Source organism: Achromobacter colocynthidis, from assembly GCF_057334535.1.
The window spans coordinates 412,792-427,917 of sequence record NZ_JBHFIZ010000037.1; the positions used below are offsets into that span (position 1 = coordinate 412,792).

General features: G+C 63.6%; 16 protein-coding genes. 8 read left to right on the top strand and 8 right to left on the bottom strand.

Annotation, left to right across the window (positions count from 1 at the left end):
- Position 1: 1 nt before the first annotated feature.
- Positions 2-760, top strand: coding sequence for a SapC family protein (locus ACE04A_RS21595; protein WP_448716367.1), 759 nt, complete (start codon positions 2-4; stop codon positions 758-760).
- A gap of 106 nt (positions 761-866) precedes the next feature.
- Here the strand turns inward: ACE04A_RS21595 and ACE04A_RS21600 are convergent, their stop codons facing one another.
- On the bottom strand, positions 867-1,637 hold the full coding sequence (locus ACE04A_RS21600; RefSeq protein WP_259250052.1) for an aldolase: 771 nt from the start codon (positions 1,635-1,637) through the stop codon (positions 867-869).
- 192 nt (positions 1,638-1,829) lie between these two features.
- On the opposite strand from ACE04A_RS21600, the gene ACE04A_RS21605 reads away from it, so the two are divergent.
- Positions 1,830-2,843, top strand: coding sequence for a helix-turn-helix domain-containing protein (locus ACE04A_RS21605; RefSeq protein WP_259250054.1), 1,014 nt, complete (start codon positions 1,830-1,832; stop codon positions 2,841-2,843).
- A 19-nt stretch (positions 2,844-2,862) separates the two neighbouring features.
- Here the strand turns inward: ACE04A_RS21605 and ACE04A_RS21610 are convergent, their stop codons facing one another.
- The 3 genes from ACE04A_RS21610 to ACE04A_RS21620 form a co-directional block, all read right to left on the bottom strand.
- Positions 2,863-4,173 (bottom strand): MFS transporter, encoded by a 1,311-nt coding sequence (locus ACE04A_RS21610; RefSeq protein WP_438857586.1) that lies wholly within the window; start codon positions 4,171-4,173, stop codon positions 2,863-2,865.
- 112 nt (positions 4,174-4,285) lie between these two features.
- Positions 4,286-4,912 (bottom strand): glutathione S-transferase family protein, encoded by a 627-nt coding sequence (locus tag ACE04A_RS21615; RefSeq protein WP_448716369.1) that lies wholly within the window; start codon positions 4,910-4,912, stop codon positions 4,286-4,288.
- Positions 4,913-5,104: 192 nt separating this feature from the next.
- On the bottom strand, positions 5,105-5,884 hold the full coding sequence (locus ACE04A_RS21620; RefSeq protein ID WP_485820506.1) for an SDR family oxidoreductase: 780 nt from the start codon (positions 5,882-5,884) through the stop codon (positions 5,105-5,107).
- A 179-nt stretch (positions 5,885-6,063) separates the two neighbouring features.
- Between ACE04A_RS21620 and ACE04A_RS21625 the strand changes: the two genes are divergently transcribed.
- Together ACE04A_RS21625 and ACE04A_RS21630 are read left to right on the top strand one after the other, a co-directional pair.
- Entirely contained in the window at positions 6,064-6,429 is a 366-nt protein-coding gene (locus ACE04A_RS21625; RefSeq protein ID WP_279995880.1) for a winged helix-turn-helix transcriptional regulator, read from the top strand.
- A gap of 387 nt (positions 6,430-6,816) precedes the next feature.
- Positions 6,817-7,869 carry an alpha/beta fold hydrolase gene (locus ACE04A_RS21630; RefSeq protein WP_485820507.1) on the top strand — a complete coding sequence of 351 codons (1,053 nt, stop codon included), beginning with the start codon at positions 6,817-6,819 and terminating at the stop codon, positions 7,867-7,869.
- Positions 7,870-7,888: 19 nt separating this feature from the next.
- On the opposite strand, the gene ACE04A_RS21635 is transcribed toward ACE04A_RS21630, so the two are convergent.
- Together ACE04A_RS21635 and ACE04A_RS21640 are read right to left on the bottom strand one after the other, a co-directional pair.
- Entirely contained in the window at positions 7,889-8,851 is a 963-nt protein-coding gene (locus tag ACE04A_RS21635; protein WP_279995877.1) for a Bug family tripartite tricarboxylate transporter substrate binding protein, read from the bottom strand.
- A 53-nt stretch (positions 8,852-8,904) separates the two neighbouring features.
- The gene (locus ACE04A_RS21640; protein WP_448716371.1) at positions 8,905-10,179 is read right to left on the bottom strand and encodes a flavin-dependent oxidoreductase; all 1,275 of its coding nucleotides are present in this window, start codon (positions 10,177-10,179) and stop codon (positions 8,905-8,907) included.
- A gap of 111 nt (positions 10,180-10,290) precedes the next feature.
- On the opposite strand from ACE04A_RS21640, the gene ACE04A_RS21645 reads away from it, so the two are divergent.
- Positions 10,291-10,614: a hypothetical protein gene (locus ACE04A_RS21645; RefSeq protein ID WP_279995875.1), complete on the top strand. Its 324-nt coding sequence runs from the start codon at positions 10,291-10,293 to the stop codon at positions 10,612-10,614.
- A 4-nt stretch (positions 10,615-10,618) separates the two neighbouring features.
- On the opposite strand, the gene ACE04A_RS21650 is transcribed toward ACE04A_RS21645, so the two are convergent.
- Positions 10,619-10,894, bottom strand: coding sequence for a type II toxin-antitoxin system RelE/ParE family toxin (locus tag ACE04A_RS21650; RefSeq protein ID WP_279995874.1), 276 nt, complete (start codon positions 10,892-10,894; stop codon positions 10,619-10,621).
- Positions 10,894-11,160, bottom strand: a complete 267-nt coding sequence (locus tag ACE04A_RS21655; RefSeq protein WP_448716372.1) for a CopG family ribbon-helix-helix protein — start codon at positions 11,158-11,160, stop codon at positions 10,894-10,896. Before ACE04A_RS21655 ends, ACE04A_RS21650 begins: the two co-directional genes overlap by 1 nt.
- A 157-nt stretch (positions 11,161-11,317) precedes the next feature.
- Between ACE04A_RS21655 and ACE04A_RS21660 the strand changes: the two genes are divergently transcribed.
- The 3 genes from ACE04A_RS21660 to ACE04A_RS21670 all read left to right on the top strand — a co-directional run bounded on the left by ACE04A_RS21660 (position 11,318) and on the right by ACE04A_RS21670 (position 15,109).
- Positions 11,318-12,217 (top strand): helix-turn-helix domain-containing protein, encoded by a 900-nt coding sequence (locus ACE04A_RS21660; RefSeq protein WP_100854558.1) that lies wholly within the window; start codon positions 11,318-11,320, stop codon positions 12,215-12,217.
- 128 nt (positions 12,218-12,345) lie between these two features.
- Positions 12,346-14,031, top strand: coding sequence for a thiamine pyrophosphate-binding protein (locus ACE04A_RS21665; RefSeq protein ID WP_485820508.1), 1,686 nt, complete (start codon positions 12,346-12,348; stop codon positions 14,029-14,031).
- Positions 14,032-14,116: 85 nt separating this feature from the next.
- Complete coding sequence (locus ACE04A_RS21670; protein ID WP_485820509.1) at positions 14,117-15,109, top strand: Bug family tripartite tricarboxylate transporter substrate binding protein; 993 nt, start codon at positions 14,117-14,119, stop codon at positions 15,107-15,109.
- Positions 15,110-15,126: the final 17 nt, after the last annotated feature.

Below are 15,126 nucleotides of genomic sequence, written 5' to 3' on the forward strand. Positions count from 1 at the left end.
CATGACTACGCAGACTTCGCTTCCCCTGTTCTACGAACAACCCCGCCCCCTGGCGGCCGGCGTGCACGCCAACCTGTCGCTGGCCGGCAACACGGGCTTTGCCTATGCCGCCAACACCAACGCGGTGCCGCTGGTGGCCACCGAGCTGCCCACCGCGTGCCGCCATTTCCCCATCGTCTTCACCGACGGTGAGCAGCCCACGCCCGTCGCGGTGCTGGGTGTGCGCGGCCAGGAAAACCTGTTCGTCGATGCCGACGGCCAATGGCGCGCCGGCACCTACATCCCGGCCTACATCCGCCGCTATCCCTTCATCTTCATGGAAAACGAAGACCGCAGCCAATTCACGCTGTGCGTTGACGAGAAGGCCGCATCGGTCGTTGAAGGCCGCGACAATCCGTTCTTCGACGAGGCCAGCGAGCCCACCGACCTGGCCCGTAGCGCCCTGGAATTCTGCCGCGACTACCAAAACCAGCACGCCTACACGATGGAATTCGCGCAGGCCCTGGCCGCCGCCGACTTGCTGGTCGAGAACCGCGCCGACATCACCCTGCCCGACGGTCAGCGCCTGGCCATGTCCGGCTTCAAGGTGATCGACGAAGCCAAGTTCAACAAGCTGTCGGACGAAGAGTTCCTGCGCTGGCGCGCCAACGGCTGGCTGCCGCTGGTGTACTGCCATCTGCTGTCGATCAATACCTGGCCGGCCCTGATCAATCAGGTGCAGGCGGTGGCTGCTGTCGAGGACACGTCCGCCGAGGCGTAATCCGCACAGTGCAATAGCAAGGCCGGCCCTTTTTTGGGGGCCGGCCTTTTTGTTTGGTGGCAGGTCTTCGTTATGCCCGGGGTTATGCCCGTGGTTATGCCTGCGGTTATACCCGTGCAGCGTCTTGCCGTTCAATCCGACGGGCAAACATGGCAAAGCTGGCGCGCACAATACTGGGCTTGAGCAGAAAGTCGTGCGACTCCGCCGCCAGCGCATCGTCCACCGGCTTCACTTCGCCATAGGCCGCAGCCGCCAGCAGTTGGTTACGCGCGGCGCGCTCGATCAGCACCGACAGATACAAGGTCTCTTCCACCGAGCTGGTCGCCGCCAGAAAGCCATGGTTGGCCAGCAGCACACATCGCTTTTCCCCCAAGGCGGCGGAAATGATCACGCCTTCCTGATCGGCAATCGGCAAGCCCGGCCATTCCTTCAGATGCGCACAGTCGTTATGAAACGGCGTGGCGTCCATGTGCGACACCACCAGCGGGCGGCCGGTCATGGCCAGCGTCGATACGTAAGGCGGGTGCGTGTGCACGATGCAGCGCACGTCCGGCCGGTTGCGATAGACCCAGAAATGGAAACGCACGGCGGGGTTGGGCGTGCCTTCTCCTTCCAGCACATCCATGTTGTCGTTGATGCGGATGACCGTGTCGGGGCGGATCTCATCGAACGCCTGGGCCAGCGCCGTCGTGAAAAAGGTGCCGTCATCGTTCTTCACCGTGATCTGCCCCGCCAAGGTCTCGGAGTGCCCTTCCCTGGCCAGGATCCGACAGCTTAATGCGATCTTTTCCTGCACGTTCCAGTTGCCGAAATCCAGCTTGTCAGCCGACCGCTTGAAAAACGCATCGGACTGCAGTTTCTTGTCATCCACACCCATCTCCTAATGCCTCGTGGCACAACACTGCCATTACATCTTGCGGCGGCTTCCACGCCATTGACCCCAACCGCACAGCGATTGTCCGAGAGTGAACGGCCTAGGGTAAACGGCAGGTACGCGCGCGATCGGCGCCGATACAATGATTTTGATTTTGCGGGCACTGGGCTCGCGCTGAAAGTCGGGTCCATCCATATGCAAGTTGCCCAATCGCTTCCGCCTGCTGCCTCCCAGCAGGAACCGGACCTGAACTTCGCCCCCCGTTTTCGTCCCTTCTACGAAACCGAACTGTCCGGCTATCAGGCTCAGCTGAACAAGCTGGTTTTGCCCGGTGAATTCCTGCCGCTGACTCTGCAACCGCGCCTGCATTTGCAGGCTTGCCGGCTGCGCGCGGGCGGCTTGGCCGTGAACCTGGAGTCCACCCCCATGCGGGTCCAGCACCGGGCAGAACACGCGGCCGACGCGATGCGGGCGGAGTTCCTGGCCAGCTTCATCCTCGAAGGGCACGGCACCATCAGCCAGAACGGCGCGAGCCTGCCCGTGGAAACCGGCGACATCATTTTTCGTACGACTGCGCTGCCCTCTGAAGTGCGCATGCTGACGGATTCCAGGCTGGTAGTGATCAAGGGATCGTTGCTGAATCTGCTGGGCATGCATTTGCAGGACATCTCGCAGTTCACCGCCCAACGCGCGGCGTCGACGCTGCCGATGGTGCGCACGGCGCACCACTGCTTGGAACATGTGTTCTTTGAGCAAGCCGACACGGTCAGCCCCACGTCCAGCATGTTTGCCGAACAGGCACTGATCTCCTTGCTGGCGGCCATCTACACCAGCCAGGCGCTGGAGCAACTGCCCTCCACCGAACGTGGCCCCATCGAAAGCTGGCAAGCAATCACCAGCTACGTGGACACGCATATCGTCGATAGTGACTTGTCCGTTGCGGCGGTGGCGCGCGCGTTGCGGGCGTCCAGCCGCTGGGTGCATCGCCTGTTCCAGATGCGCGGCATTCAGTACGGCCAGTACGTGCGCGAACGCCGGTTGGAACTGGCCCGCACGGCACTCGTTGATCCGTGCAAGGCCCATGTGGCGGTCAAGGACATTGCGCTGTCTTGTGGCTTTCAAGATGCCAGCCATTTCAGCCGCTGCTTTCAGCAACGCTTCGGCAGCCCGCCCAACAAATATCGCGCGTCGGTTCTGGCGCAAGAGTAGCGGGCGGGCCGAGTGCGGCTCAAGCGGTGCGTCGTGCCGGGGTAGGTTTCATCAAGAACGCCGACGTGCCTGCAATCACGCCCAGCACGGCCAGGTAGCCGCCCACAGGCACGATGCTGTCAAAGCGCGCCACCAACATGGCCGACACCATCGGCGCCAAGCCACCACCGATTGCCGCCGAGAACTGTACGCCGATCGACAAGCCCGAGTACCGCAGCTCCGGCGGAAACTGCGCGGCGTACAAGCTGGATTGCGGGGCAATCATCATCGCGTAGTTCAAGGCCATGGCCACAAACGCCGCCACGCTGTAAGCCAGCAGCGAGCCACTGCCCACGGCCATGAAGATGGGAATCGCCATCACGGCCAGCAACAGCCCACCCCAGCCGCACACGCGCCGGGCGCCATAGCGGTCGCCCAATATGCCAAACACGGGAATAGTGAACGTCATCACCGCCGCGCCGTACAACAACGCTTGCAGCGCGTCAGACCGGTTAAAGCCCAACGTGGACACCGCGTACGACACGGAGAAGACCAGGAAGGTGTAGATCAGCGTCACTTCGGCCAGTTTGCAACCCACACACAGCAAGAGGGCTTTGCCATGCTTGCTGAGCAACTCCGCCACCGGCAGCTTGACCTGAGTTTGCTCGGATTTGACGCGAGCGAAATCGGGCGATTCATCGATGCCTCGGCGTATCAATATCCCGACCACGATCAGCACCGCGCTGGCAAGGAACGGCAGGCGCCAGCCCCAGGACAGGAAGTCTTCTTCCGGCAGCCGCGTGACCAAGGCAAACGCGCCCACCGACAGCAAAATCCCCAGCGGAGAGCCCACCAAGGGAAGGCTGCCAAAGAAGCCCCGCCAGCGTGGCGGCGCGTGTTCCACGGCCATCAGCATGGCGCCGCCCAGCTCGCCGCCAAACGACAAGCCTTGTCCGATACGCAACGCCACCAGCAAGATCGGCGCCCACACGCCAATTTGCTCATACGTGGGTAGCAAGCCGATCAGCACCGTACAGATGCCCATCATCAGCAGGCTCAGCGTCAACATGGACTTGCGCCCGATGCGATCCCCGAAGTGCCCGAACAGAATGCCGCCGACGGGACGGGCCAGCATGCCGCTGGCAAAGGCGGCGAACGCGGCCAGGGTGCCGGTCAGCGGGTCGAATTGCGGGAAGAACAGCTTGTTGAACACCAGCGCCGCGGCCGTGCCATAGGCTAGAAAATCAAACGCTTCGACGGCCGTACCCACCACGGTCGCCACGGATATTCGAAGCAGGTTCGGCTTTTTTCCGGCCCCCACATTCATGTCCGGTCGAGAGATCGCTTCCATGTTTTTTTCCCCATTGTGTAGTGCGTGATGGCGCGGCGTGTTGCGCTTAGGTGTGCTGCTTAGGTGTGCCGCTTTGGTATGCCGCTTTGGTATGCCGCTTACTGACTCTTGCTTACGTCACGTGCCCGGGCGCGACATAACCCGGCAGTGCTTCAATACGGCGGCGCCAGGCCGATATCGCGGGATAGGCGTTCACATCGATCTCGGCCTCTTCGGCCAACGACAGATAGCCATAGCAGGCGATGTCCGCGACGCTGGGTACGGTTGCCAGCCAAGGGCTTGCGTCAAGGCGCTTTTCGATCAGGCCCAGCAGCCGATCGGTCCGCTGTTGCAGCCCGTTCAAATCAAGCATGGCTTCGCTCACGCCCAGGTGATGGGCGGCCTCGGCAAGGCTCACCACCTTGGTCAGGCGCAGCGGCTGCAAGCTGTTGGCAATCTCGTTTGCCGACACCGATATCCACGAGACCATCTGCGCGCTATGAGGCAGCGGCGCCAGCCATTGCGGGGCGTGCTTCTGCGCCAGGTAAAGCAGAATCGCGTGGCTGTCCCAAACCGCCAGGCCGTCGTCGTCGATCGCCGGCACTTGCCGCCACGCGCTGATGCGTTCAAACGCTTCGGTCTGGTTCTTGCGCGCCAGCACATCGATGAATTCGCGCCGATAGGGCAAATTGATCAGGGACAGAAAGAGGCGCACCTTGTAGCAGTTGCCGGATCGGGGATGGTCGTAGAGCGTGATCATGGGGAGCGGGGCGTGGCGCCTAATCAATAGCCTGCACGGGAAGAATGCGGGGAAGATGCAGGGAATGTTAGGGGCGCCCGCTCGGGCTGAATTGACGGCACGCGCACGGGGATTGACCACAAGCGACAAAGTCTGCGCTCACGCGAAGTGGAATTCGCGTTCCATTAAAGGCGCGGCCGGCGGAGCCTGGCATCAAGCCGTGGGTATCGTCCCTCCGTCCACGACATACTCCGTACCCGTGATGGCGGCTGCACGGCTCGATGCCAGGAAGACAATAAGGTCGGCGACCTCGGCGGGTTTGGCGGGCCGGCCCAAGGGGATGCCGCCCAGGGAATTCATGATGATCTGCTTGCCGCCTTCATAGTCGGTGCCCGCTTCGCTGGCCAGCCGCTCGGCCAAGGCGACCGCGGCTTCCGTCTCGATCCACCCGGGCGCCACCCGCACCACCCGCACGCCCTTGGGCGCAAGCTCCTTCGACAGGCTCTTGCTGTAGGTGGATAGCGCGGCCTTGGCGGCGGCGTATGCCGTGGTCGCTTCCGGCAGCGGCATCGCACGCTGGATCGACGTAACGTGGACCACCACGCCGCCGCCCTGCGCCACCATGCCGGGCAGCAAGGCGCGATCCAGACGTACGGCAGGAAAGAGATTGAGCGCCAACTCGCGCTGCCACACGTCGTCGTCCAGCGCAGCGTAGCCGCCGCCGGGCGCGGACGACCCGCCCAACACATGGACGATGACGTCCACGCCGCCTAACTTCGACGTGACGGCGCGCACTACCTCATCGCACCCTTCCACGGTTGAAAGATCCGCCAGGGAAAAATGCGCGCCGCGTGCGTCCGCTGGCTCGTTTCGCGCGGTCGTCAACACCGTCGCACCCAGCTCGACGAACAACTCAACGACTGCTTTGCCCAGCCCTTGCGTGCCGGCCGTCACCAGCACTCGCTTGCCCTTAAGTTGCAGGTCCATGGTCATCAGCCAAGCTCCCAAGCAAGTGGGGCGACATTTGTCAGGCCGCCTGCGTCGAAATAGGCGCCGATTGGACTAGGTGGGGGAATAGACATAGGTTCTCGCTAAGCGAAGTTGCGGTGCGATAATTGTCCGCACCCTACGCCCCGCCGACAAGAACGCACGAAAAAGTTAGCGACTCCCCCATGAGAAAGCAATACACGCCCGAGACCGCCGCCCGAGACGTCGAGCAGGCCATACGCTTGCTCGAAGGCCGCTGGAAACTGCTTATTCTTTTTCATCTGTTCGATGGCAAGGTCCAACGCTATTCCGACCTTGAACGGCTGATTCCTGGCATCTCGCAAAAAATGCTGGCGCAACAGTTGCGGCAGATGGAAAGCGACGGGATGGTGTCGCGCACGGTCTATCCGGAAGTACCGCCCAAAGTGGAATACCGGTTGACGGAATGGGGGCAGGCGCTGTGTCCCGCATTGGATGCGATGTTGCAATGGACAGAGAAAAAGGCGGGGACGAGCACGGATGCAGAGGAAGTCCCTGAGCACACGAAGTAGGCCATCGTGCGCATCGTCGGCAACCATTACTCGGATACTGACGGTGACCCCGCAGGCGCGTTCAACGCATGCACGGCATCCGACCTGATGGGCGGAGCGGAGAGTCTTTGCGACCACATTGCGACGCTCGCCGAAGGCATGCTGGATCAGGCAAGGGAATCGAGTCGGCACTGAGCCGCAGCGGGAGCCGCCTGAAGCTCGCAGACGGCTCCGACCTAGCATCGACTCGCGGCAGAGAAGCCTCGCTTCCACGACTGAGCCCCCCGTTTTGCATCGCACTGTATCCGCCCCTGGGCACAGTACATTCCGACACCCAACGCCATCGCGCAGCCCCTATAAATCGTTCGCAGCACCCCCAACCCCGCGAACTTTTATGGAGCTTTCACGATGACGAACCCCATCGACCCGCAGCGCCGCCGTCTGCTTGCCACGCCCTCAACGCTGGCGGCCGCCAGTCTGCTGAACCTTGCCGCCAGCGGCAGCGCAATGGCCAAGGCAACATCCCCATCCTCGAACACCGCAGGCGCTGGCAGCGCCACGCCGTTCAGCGATATCCGCCAGATCCGCGCTGGCACGCTTGACGTGGGCTATGTGGACGTGGGCCCGGCCAACGGCCCCGTCGCCGTCCTGTTGCACGGCTGGCCCTACGATATCCACGCCTTCGCCGACGTGGCGCCCCGGCTTACCGCCGCCGGTTACCGCGTGATCATCCCCTATCTGCGCGGCTATGGGTCCACCCGCTTCCTGTCGTCGGACACGCCCCGCAACGGCCAACAGGCGGCCATTGCCGCCGACATCATTGCGCTGATGGATGCGTTGAAGATCGAACGCGCGGTCATTGCCGGCTTCGATTGGGGCGCGCGCACCGCCGACATCATGGCCGCGCTGTGGCCCGAACGCTGTGTAGCGCTGGTCTCGGTCAGCGGCTACCTGATCGGCAGCCAGGAGGGCAACCGCAAGCCGCTGCCCCCGCAGGCGGAATTCCAGTGGTGGTATCAGTTCTACTTTGCCACCGAGCGCGGCGCGGCAGGCTACGCCGCCAACCGCGACGGCTTCAACAAGCTGATCTGGCAACTGGCGTCGCCCCAGTGGAAGTTCGACGACGCCACCTATCAGCGTTCGGCGCGGTCGTTCGACAACCCGGATCACGTAGAGATCGTCATCCACAACTACCGCTGGCGCCTGGCGCTGGCAGAAGGCGAAGCGCAGTACGACGATCTGGAAAAGCGCCTGGCGACGATGCCGAAGATCAGCGTGCCCACGATCACGCTGGAAGGCGACGCCAACGGCGCCCCGCATCCGCCCCCCGCCGCCTACGCCAAGCAGTTCACCGGCAAGTACGAGCACCGCACCATCACGGGCGGCATCGGCCACAACCTGCCGCAAGAGGCGCCCCAGGCGTTTGCGGATGCCGTGCTTCAGGTGGCGGGACGCTCCTGATAGACGCCCAGGCAGGCGATCATTCGGCCTTGATGCCCGCGCGTTGAACGACTTCGCTCCAGCGTTTTTCATCCTTCGAGATCAGTTGGCCGAATTCTACCGGGGTGGAGGTCGCGGGCACCATGCCTTGGGCTTCGAAAGAGGCGGCTACATCAGGCGCCTTCAGCGCTTGCCCGATCTGCTTGTTCAACGCGTCCACAATCGGCTGCGGCGTGCCTTTGGGGGCCAGCACGCCGTACCACATGTCCACGTCAGCGCCTTGCAAGCCGGCTTCGGCCAGCGTGGGCACGTCGGGCAACTGGGCCAACCGCTTGGGGCTGCCGGCGGCAATCGCCTTCAGCTTGCCGGCCTTGATCTGCGGCAACGCCACGTGCACCGGAAGAAACATGTAATCGAGCCGCCCGCCCAACATGTCGGTCACGGCGCCCGCCGTGCCCTTGTAGGGCACATGCAGCATCGTGGTCTTGGTGCGATCCAGGAACAACGCCATCGACAGATGATGCGGCGTACCCACGCCCGGCGTGCCATAGCTCAGCTTGCCCGGCTGGGCTTTTGCGGCGTTCACGACGTCGGCGACCGAATTGGCGGGGTTCGAGGGCTGCGTGACCAGCAGCAGCGAGCCCCATGACGTCAGGCTTACCGGCACGAAGTCCTTCAAGGGGTCGTAGCGCAGCTTGCCTTGGTAGAGACTGGCGTTCATCACGAACGTGTTGACGGTAACGATCAGCGTGTACCCGTCGGGCTGGGCGCGCGCCACCTTCTCGCTGCCGATGTTGCCGCTGGCGCCGGGCAGGTTTTCCACCACCACGGGCTGCCCCAGCGTTGTGGGAAGGCGGGCGGCCAACTGGCGCGCGATCAGGTCGATACCGGTGCCGGGCGTAAAGGGCACAACCAACGTGATGGGCCGTTCGGGCCAGGCAGCCTGCGCGGAACCCGCGACGGCCAGCAGCATGCAGGCCAGCATTGTGTAGAGGCGTCTCATGGTTTGTCTCCGTGATGCGCGGGCCGTGTTTCCGGCCCTGCGCGGTGGTGCAATCAAAGGAACGACGGCCGGGCTTTCAGTCCTGCCGGGTCGAAGCCCGCGACGAGCTTGTAGTTGGCCGAGATGCGCTCGAGCTCTGCGGGGCTGATGACGTCTTCGATACGCTCGTAAGGACGATCCCCCGAGCGCAGGTGCACTTCGCGCAAGATCGCGTCCGGCGGATTGACGCGATTGGTCAGCACCACGCGGGTGGTGGCCTCGACGCGCACGCGGTCGTAGTCGGCCAGCGCGTCGGGCGTCAGGCCCTGACGCTTGAGTTGCCCTGCCAGATAACGTGCGTCGATGATGGCTTGGCCGGCGCCGTTAGAACCGCGCGGCACCATGGGATGCGCGGCGTCGCCCAACAGTGTCATGCGACCCTGCGTCCAGGTGGGAAGCGGGTCCTGGTCCACCATCGGATACTCCAGCACACTGTCGGCATTCTGGATCAACGCCGCCACGTCCAGCCAATCAAAGTGCCAGTCGGCAAAGGCAGGAAAGAAATCTTCCAGCCGACCCTCGCGCGTCCAATCGCGCACGGCGGGTTGCGGCGCTTCGATCTCGGCCACCCAGTTGACCAACTGGCGGCCGTCCGCGTCGACGTTGTCGCGGATGGGATAGATAACCATTTTTCCCGTGGACAGCCAGCCCGCGCGCACCATGCTGGCGCCGCTGAGGAACGGCTTGGCGCGCGTGGTGCCGCGCCACATATTGACGCCCGAGTAACGTGGCGCTCCTTCCTGTGGATACAGTTGTTTGCGCAACGCGGAATGAATGCCGTCGCAACCCACGACGATGGCGCCGCGCACGGGAGGCAGTTCACGGTTGTCGTTGTCGCGCAGGTGCGCGGTGATGCCAGCGTCGTCCTGCTCGACGCCGGTGCAGCGCGAGTTGACCACCACGCAGTCCTTGCCCAAACGTTGCCGCACGGCGTCCAGCAAGGCCATTTGCAAGTCGCCCCGGTGAATCGAATATTGCGGCCAGTCATAGCCCGCGGCCTGGCCAGCGGGTTCACGATAGATAAGCTGGCCATGGCGCGTGTAGAACACCGATTCCTTGGTGCGCACGGCAATGTTATCCAGCGAAGGCAAAAGGCCTAGTTCGTCCAATTCGCGCGTGGCGTGAGGCAGCAGGTTGATGCCCACTCCCAGCGGGCGAATCTCGCGCACGGCTTCGTAGATGCGGCAGGCGATCCCGGCCTGGTGCAGGCTCAGCGCAAGCACCAAGCCGCCCACGCCTGCACCGATGATGACAACGTCGGTATCTCGCTTCCTGATTGCGTCAGGCATATATGTCTCCGTTGTGTACGGAACGCGCAGTGGCGCCCCGGCCTGTCTATGTCACCTTGATGGCGACGCAGGTCATGAAGGCATTATGGAAGCGACGGTATCTTCAAAAAAATGAAAAAAACTTATCATCCATACGACGAAACATATGCCAGATCGCAGGCATGGGCGAAAGTTGCCCGCATCGCGTTCGTGCGCGACAAGATCTATGCCGAGCCTTTCTCGGGCAGCACGCCGGTCAAGGAGATCGGCAGCAGCATGAAGTACCGCCTGGCATTATCGAAGTCCATCAACCCGAAGCCGCCTGCTGGTTTTGTGGGCAAGTGGAGAAACGTCGAAGGGGAAAGTTGGCTTCGGCCCGCCTTTTTGCCGCATGAATGGCAGCCTGTCTGGCGATTGGTTCGCGCTGCGGTGATCACAGCCGTCAATCGCTTCTGAAGTGTCAGCGTTCCTCTCGGCTGTGCCACAGACGCAATACGTAGATGATCGAACCCTGAATTTCGTAGCGCACCTCAAACTGCCCGACGAGTATTTTTCGAACCTCTCGCGGTTCGAACTGGAATAGCTGCTCGCCGATACGGGGATGGGTCAGCAATATGCCGGGCGCTTTTACCAGCGCCTGGACCGCCCGCGCGGCTGCGGGCGCATTCGCCGGGGCCAGGAATTCATACAAGCGCGCCAGATCGGAAAGCGCCTTGCTGGTCCATTTCAGTTCCATCAGCGGGGTACCGGCAACGGCTTGTCGGTACCCAGACTTTCTGCCCACGCTTGCACGGCCTGGTGGTCAACCACGCGACCGGCCTCGACATCAGCCAGCGCTTCCTGGGTAAGTCGATCACGTTCTTCCTCTTGGGCGATCCAAGCGGAAAGTGCCTGCTTCATGATCCAGCCGCGCGGGCGTTCAAGACGAGCAGCCATCTGATCTACCTTCTCGGCCAGCGGGAGCGGCACGTGTGCGGTCAGCACCTTGGTGGCTACGGGCATCTTCTACCTCCTTGAAGTACGGTCATGCGGATAGGGTTCGATTTAATTCTAATCGTGATGATTAATTTTGAATCGGATAGGCAGACTGTACGCTTTTTGCCTTTATCATGGCAAAAAAAACGAGCCGCCCCCCGCGCGCCATCCAGGAGACTCCCGCTTGTCCGCAGGCACACCCACGCCCTTCCCGGCGCCATTTCCCACCTTTGAAACCTCCGATTTCTCGGGCGAGGGGTCGTTCTATTTCGATCTGGTGCGCCTGCAAGACCGTGACGATATTCCGCGCGGCTTCCTGCACCGGCACAACTACTACCATCTGCTCTGGATGAGCGAGGCCAGCGGCACCCACATGCTGGACTTTGAACAGCACGAGGTGCGCGACCACTCGGTATTTTTCCTGTCGCCCGGCCAGATCCACGCCTGGACGTCGTCCGTGAAGCCGCGCGGCTACGTGCTGAACATCAGCACGGACTTCTTCGCGCACATGTTCCCGCGCGCGGACGACATCGCCAAGTTTCCCTTCTTCCATCTGGCGGGCGGTTCACCCGCCATTTATCTGTCGCGCGAGCAGCACGACGGCATGCTGCCGCTGCTGAACGAAATCGAACGCGAAACGCGCGACCGTCAGACCGGGCGCTTCGACGTGGTGCGCTCTTACCTGCTGATTCTGCTGACGCAGTTGCGCCGCCTCTACCCGGCCGACGAGCGCGAGACGGCCGCCGGCCCCAGCTATTCGCTGACCAAGCGCTTCACCATGCTGATCGAGGAACACTATCTGGAATTCAGCGCCATCCGCCAATACGCGGACGCGCTGTGCGTCAGCGAACGCCAGCTTAACGAGGCCGTCAAGCGCAGCGTGGGGCGCACCGCCAGCCAACTGGTGCAAGAGCGCATTGCGCTTGAGGCCAAGCGCCTGCTCAGCAACACGGGCTTGAGCATCAACGAGATCGCGTTCCAGCTTAACTTCGAAGACCCCTCCTACTTCGCACGCTTCTTCAAGAAGCACACCGGCAGCACCGCCGGTGATTTCCGCAAGAAGTACGACCGCCCCATCGGCTGACGACCGCGCCGGACGGATCCGCGAAAAAGTGCAATACAAGCTCTGATCTGTCCTAACGCGCCCGGCACCGGGCTGCGTACAGTTCATCCAGACCCAACCCGCCGCCTAGCGGCCTGATTGAAACTGCGATGAACGACACTCCCCAATTGATGACGGGCGGCCAGCATGTGGTGCGCGCGCTGCTGGAACACGGCGTGGACACGGTATTCGGCGTGCCCGGCGAAAGCTATCTGGACGTGCTGAACGCGCTGTACACGGAACGGGAGCGCATCCGCCTGGTGTCCTGCCGTCACGAAGGCGCGGCCTCGTTCATGGCCGAAGCGCATGGCAAGCTGACCGGGCGACCGGGCATCTGCATGGTCACACGCGGCCCCGGCGCCACCAATGCCAGCATCGGCGTGCAGACGGCGTTTCAGGATTCCACGCCGCTTATCGTGCTGGTGGGCCAAGTGGGCAACGACATGGTGGAGCGCGAGGCCTTTCAGGAAATCGACTACCGGCGCATGTTCGGGCAGTTCAGCAAATGGGTGGCGCAGATCGACAGCGCCGCGCGCGTCACCGAATACATGAACCGCGCCTTCTCGGTGGCGATGTCGGGCCGGCCTGGCCCCGTGGTGCTGGCGTTGCCCGAGGACATGCTGACCGAATTGGCCGCGCCCCAGGACTGCGGGACGATCCAGTTTCCGCAGGCGCACCCGGCGCCCGATGCAATGGCCGACATGCGCGCCCTGCTGGCCGGCGCACGGCGGCCGCTGATGATCGTGGGTGGTTCGGGCTGGAGCAGCGCGGGCCTGGACAGCCTGGCCCGCTACGCCAGCCGCAACGGCCTGCCCGTGGCGTGCTCGTTTCGCCGCCAGGACCTGTACGACAACCACCATCCGCAATACGTGGGCGAAGTGGGCATCGGCGTCAATCCGGAACTGGCCGAGGCCGTGCGCAACGCCGACGTGATCCTGGCGGTGGGCGCGCGCCTGGGCGAAATGGTGACGGGCGGCTATACGCTGCTGCAATCTCCCGTGCCCAGGCAGACGCTGATTCATGTGCTGGCCAGCCCGGAAGAGCTGGGCCGGGTGTATCAGCCCACCGTGAAAATACAGTCGGGCCTGAACGCCTTTGCGGACGCAGCCGCCGCACTGGACCCGCTGGACGCGGCCCCGTGGCGCGGCTGGCTCGACGAACTGCGGCAGAGCTATCTGCGCTACACCGAACCGCCCGCCACCGCGCTGCGCATGGACCCGGCACGTGTCATCGTCGCGCTGCGCGAAGGGCTGGACGCGCGCGCCATCCTTACCAACGGTGCGGGCAACTACAGCGCCTGGGCGCATCGCTACTACCGTTTCAGCCACTCTCGCACCCAGCTTGCGCCCACCAGCGGCGCCATGGGCTACGGCGTGCCCGCCGCCATTGCGGCCAAGCTGCGCCACCCCGAACGGCAGGTGGTGTGCCTGGCCGGCGACGGCTGCTTTCTGATGACCTCGCAGGAACTGGCCACCGTCAAGCAGCACCGTCTGGCCATCGTCTTCATCGTGTTCAACAACGGCATGTACGGCACGATCCGCATGCACCAGGAAGTGCACTACCCGGGCCGGACCATCGGCACGGACCTCTGCAACCCCGACTTCGTGGCCTACGCGGAATCGTTCGGCGTGCCCGCCGAGAGAGTGGACAGCCACGAAGGCTTCGCGCCCGCCTTGGCGCGCGCGCTGGATAGCGGGTCGCCGTATTTGATCGAACTCAGTCTGGACCCCGAGGTGATCACGCCTCGGGCCACCCTGACCAGCTTGCGCGAAAAGGCGCGGCTTGCCGCATCCTGAGGTTCAGGATCGGATTGCCGCGCGCCGGCCGCAAGCACGGCGCGCGGCGCACACATAAAAGAATATCCACACCTGGAGAGAGACTATGAATACCCCCCTGCGCCCCCCGCGGCGACTGGCCATGACCGCGATGCTGGCTGCCGCGACCCTAGTCGCCACATCGTTCGCGGCATCGGCCGCCGACTATCCCGAACGCCCCCTGCGCATCATCGTGCCCTTTGCCGCGGGCGGCGCCACCGACGTAATCGCCCGCACCGTGGCGCAATCCATGTCCACGCGCCTGGGCCAGCCGGTGGTGGTGGAGAACAAGGCCGGCGCCAACGGCAACATCGGCGCCGTCATGGCGGCGCGCGCCGAGCCTGACGGCTACACCCTGCTGATGGCCACGTCCAGCCACGCCATCAATTCCACGCTCTATCACAAGCTGGACTACAGCCTGACGGGCGACTTCGCGGGCCTGTCGAACCTGGCGTCGGTGCCCTTGCTGCTGGTGGTGAACCCGTCGGTGCCGGCCAAGACGCCCGCAGATCTGGCCGCCTACGCCAAGGCCAACGGCAACCGCGTGAACTACGCCTCGGGCGGCACCGGCACGGCATCGCACCTGGCGGGCGCCCAGTTCAATTCGCTGGCCGGCGCGCAGATGACGCATGTGCCCTACAAAGGCGGCGCGCAAGCGCTCAATGACCTGATGGGTGGCCAGGTCCAGATCATGTTCGCGAACCTGCCGGAAGTGCTGTCGCAGGTGCAGGCCGGCCGCCTGACGCCGATTGCCGTCACGGGCCAGCAGCGCCACGCCGCGCTGCCCAACGTGCCGGCGTTTTCCGAGACGGCCTACCCGGCCATGAACGCCCGTTCCTGGTTCGGCCTCTTCGTGCCCGCGGCCACGCCCAAGCCCGTGGTGGAAAAACTGTCGCAGGCCATCACCCAAGGCGTGGCCGACCCCGCCGTGCAGGACAAGCTGAAAGGGCTGGGCGCCGACCCCGTCGGCGACGGCCATGCCGCCTTTCAGCAATACGTGAACCAGGAAGTTGAGCGCTGGAGCGTGCTGGTGAAACAGTCCGGCGCCACGGTCGACTGACGATCAATTTTTCGCAA

Coding starts and splice junctions, on each gene's coding strand:
- ACE04A_RS21595 (WP_448716367.1), top strand. CDS start 2: ATGACTACGCAGACTTCGCTTCCCCTGTTCTACGAACAACCCCGCCCC.
- ACE04A_RS21600 (WP_259250052.1), bottom strand. CDS start 1,637: ATGGGTGTGGATGACAAGAAACTGCAGTCCGATGCGTTTTTCAAGCGG.
- ACE04A_RS21605 (WP_259250054.1), top strand. CDS start 1,830: ATGCAAGTTGCCCAATCGCTTCCGCCTGCTGCCTCCCAGCAGGAACCG.
- ACE04A_RS21610 (WP_438857586.1), bottom strand. CDS start 4,173: ATGGAAGCGATCTCTCGACCGGACATGAATGTGGGGGCCGGAAAAAAG.
- ACE04A_RS21615 (WP_448716369.1), bottom strand. CDS start 4,912: ATGATCACGCTCTACGACCATCCCCGATCCGGCAACTGCTACAAGGTG.
- ACE04A_RS21620 (WP_485820506.1), bottom strand. CDS start 5,884: ATGACCATGGACCTGCAACTTAAGGGCAAGCGAGTGCTGGTGACGGCC.
- ACE04A_RS21625 (WP_279995880.1), top strand. CDS start 6,064: ATGAGAAAGCAATACACGCCCGAGACCGCCGCCCGAGACGTCGAGCAG.
- ACE04A_RS21630 (WP_485820507.1), top strand. CDS start 6,817: ATGACGAACCCCATCGACCCGCAGCGCCGCCGTCTGCTTGCCACGCCC.
- ACE04A_RS21635 (WP_279995877.1), bottom strand. CDS start 8,851: ATGAGACGCCTCTACACAATGCTGGCCTGCATGCTGCTGGCCGTCGCG.
- ACE04A_RS21640 (WP_448716371.1), bottom strand. CDS start 10,179: ATGCCTGACGCAATCAGGAAGCGAGATACCGACGTTGTCATCATCGGT.
- ACE04A_RS21645 (WP_279995875.1), top strand. CDS start 10,291: ATGAAAAAAACTTATCATCCATACGACGAAACATATGCCAGATCGCAG.
- ACE04A_RS21650 (WP_279995874.1), bottom strand. CDS start 10,894: ATGGAACTGAAATGGACCAGCAAGGCGCTTTCCGATCTGGCGCGCTTG.
- ACE04A_RS21655 (WP_448716372.1), bottom strand. CDS start 11,160: ATGCCCGTAGCCACCAAGGTGCTGACCGCACACGTGCCGCTCCCGCTG.
- ACE04A_RS21665 (WP_485820508.1), top strand. CDS start 12,346: ATGAACGACACTCCCCAATTGATGACGGGCGGCCAGCATGTGGTGCGC.
- ACE04A_RS21670 (WP_485820509.1), top strand. CDS start 14,117: ATGAATACCCCCCTGCGCCCCCCGCGGCGACTGGCCATGACCGCGATG.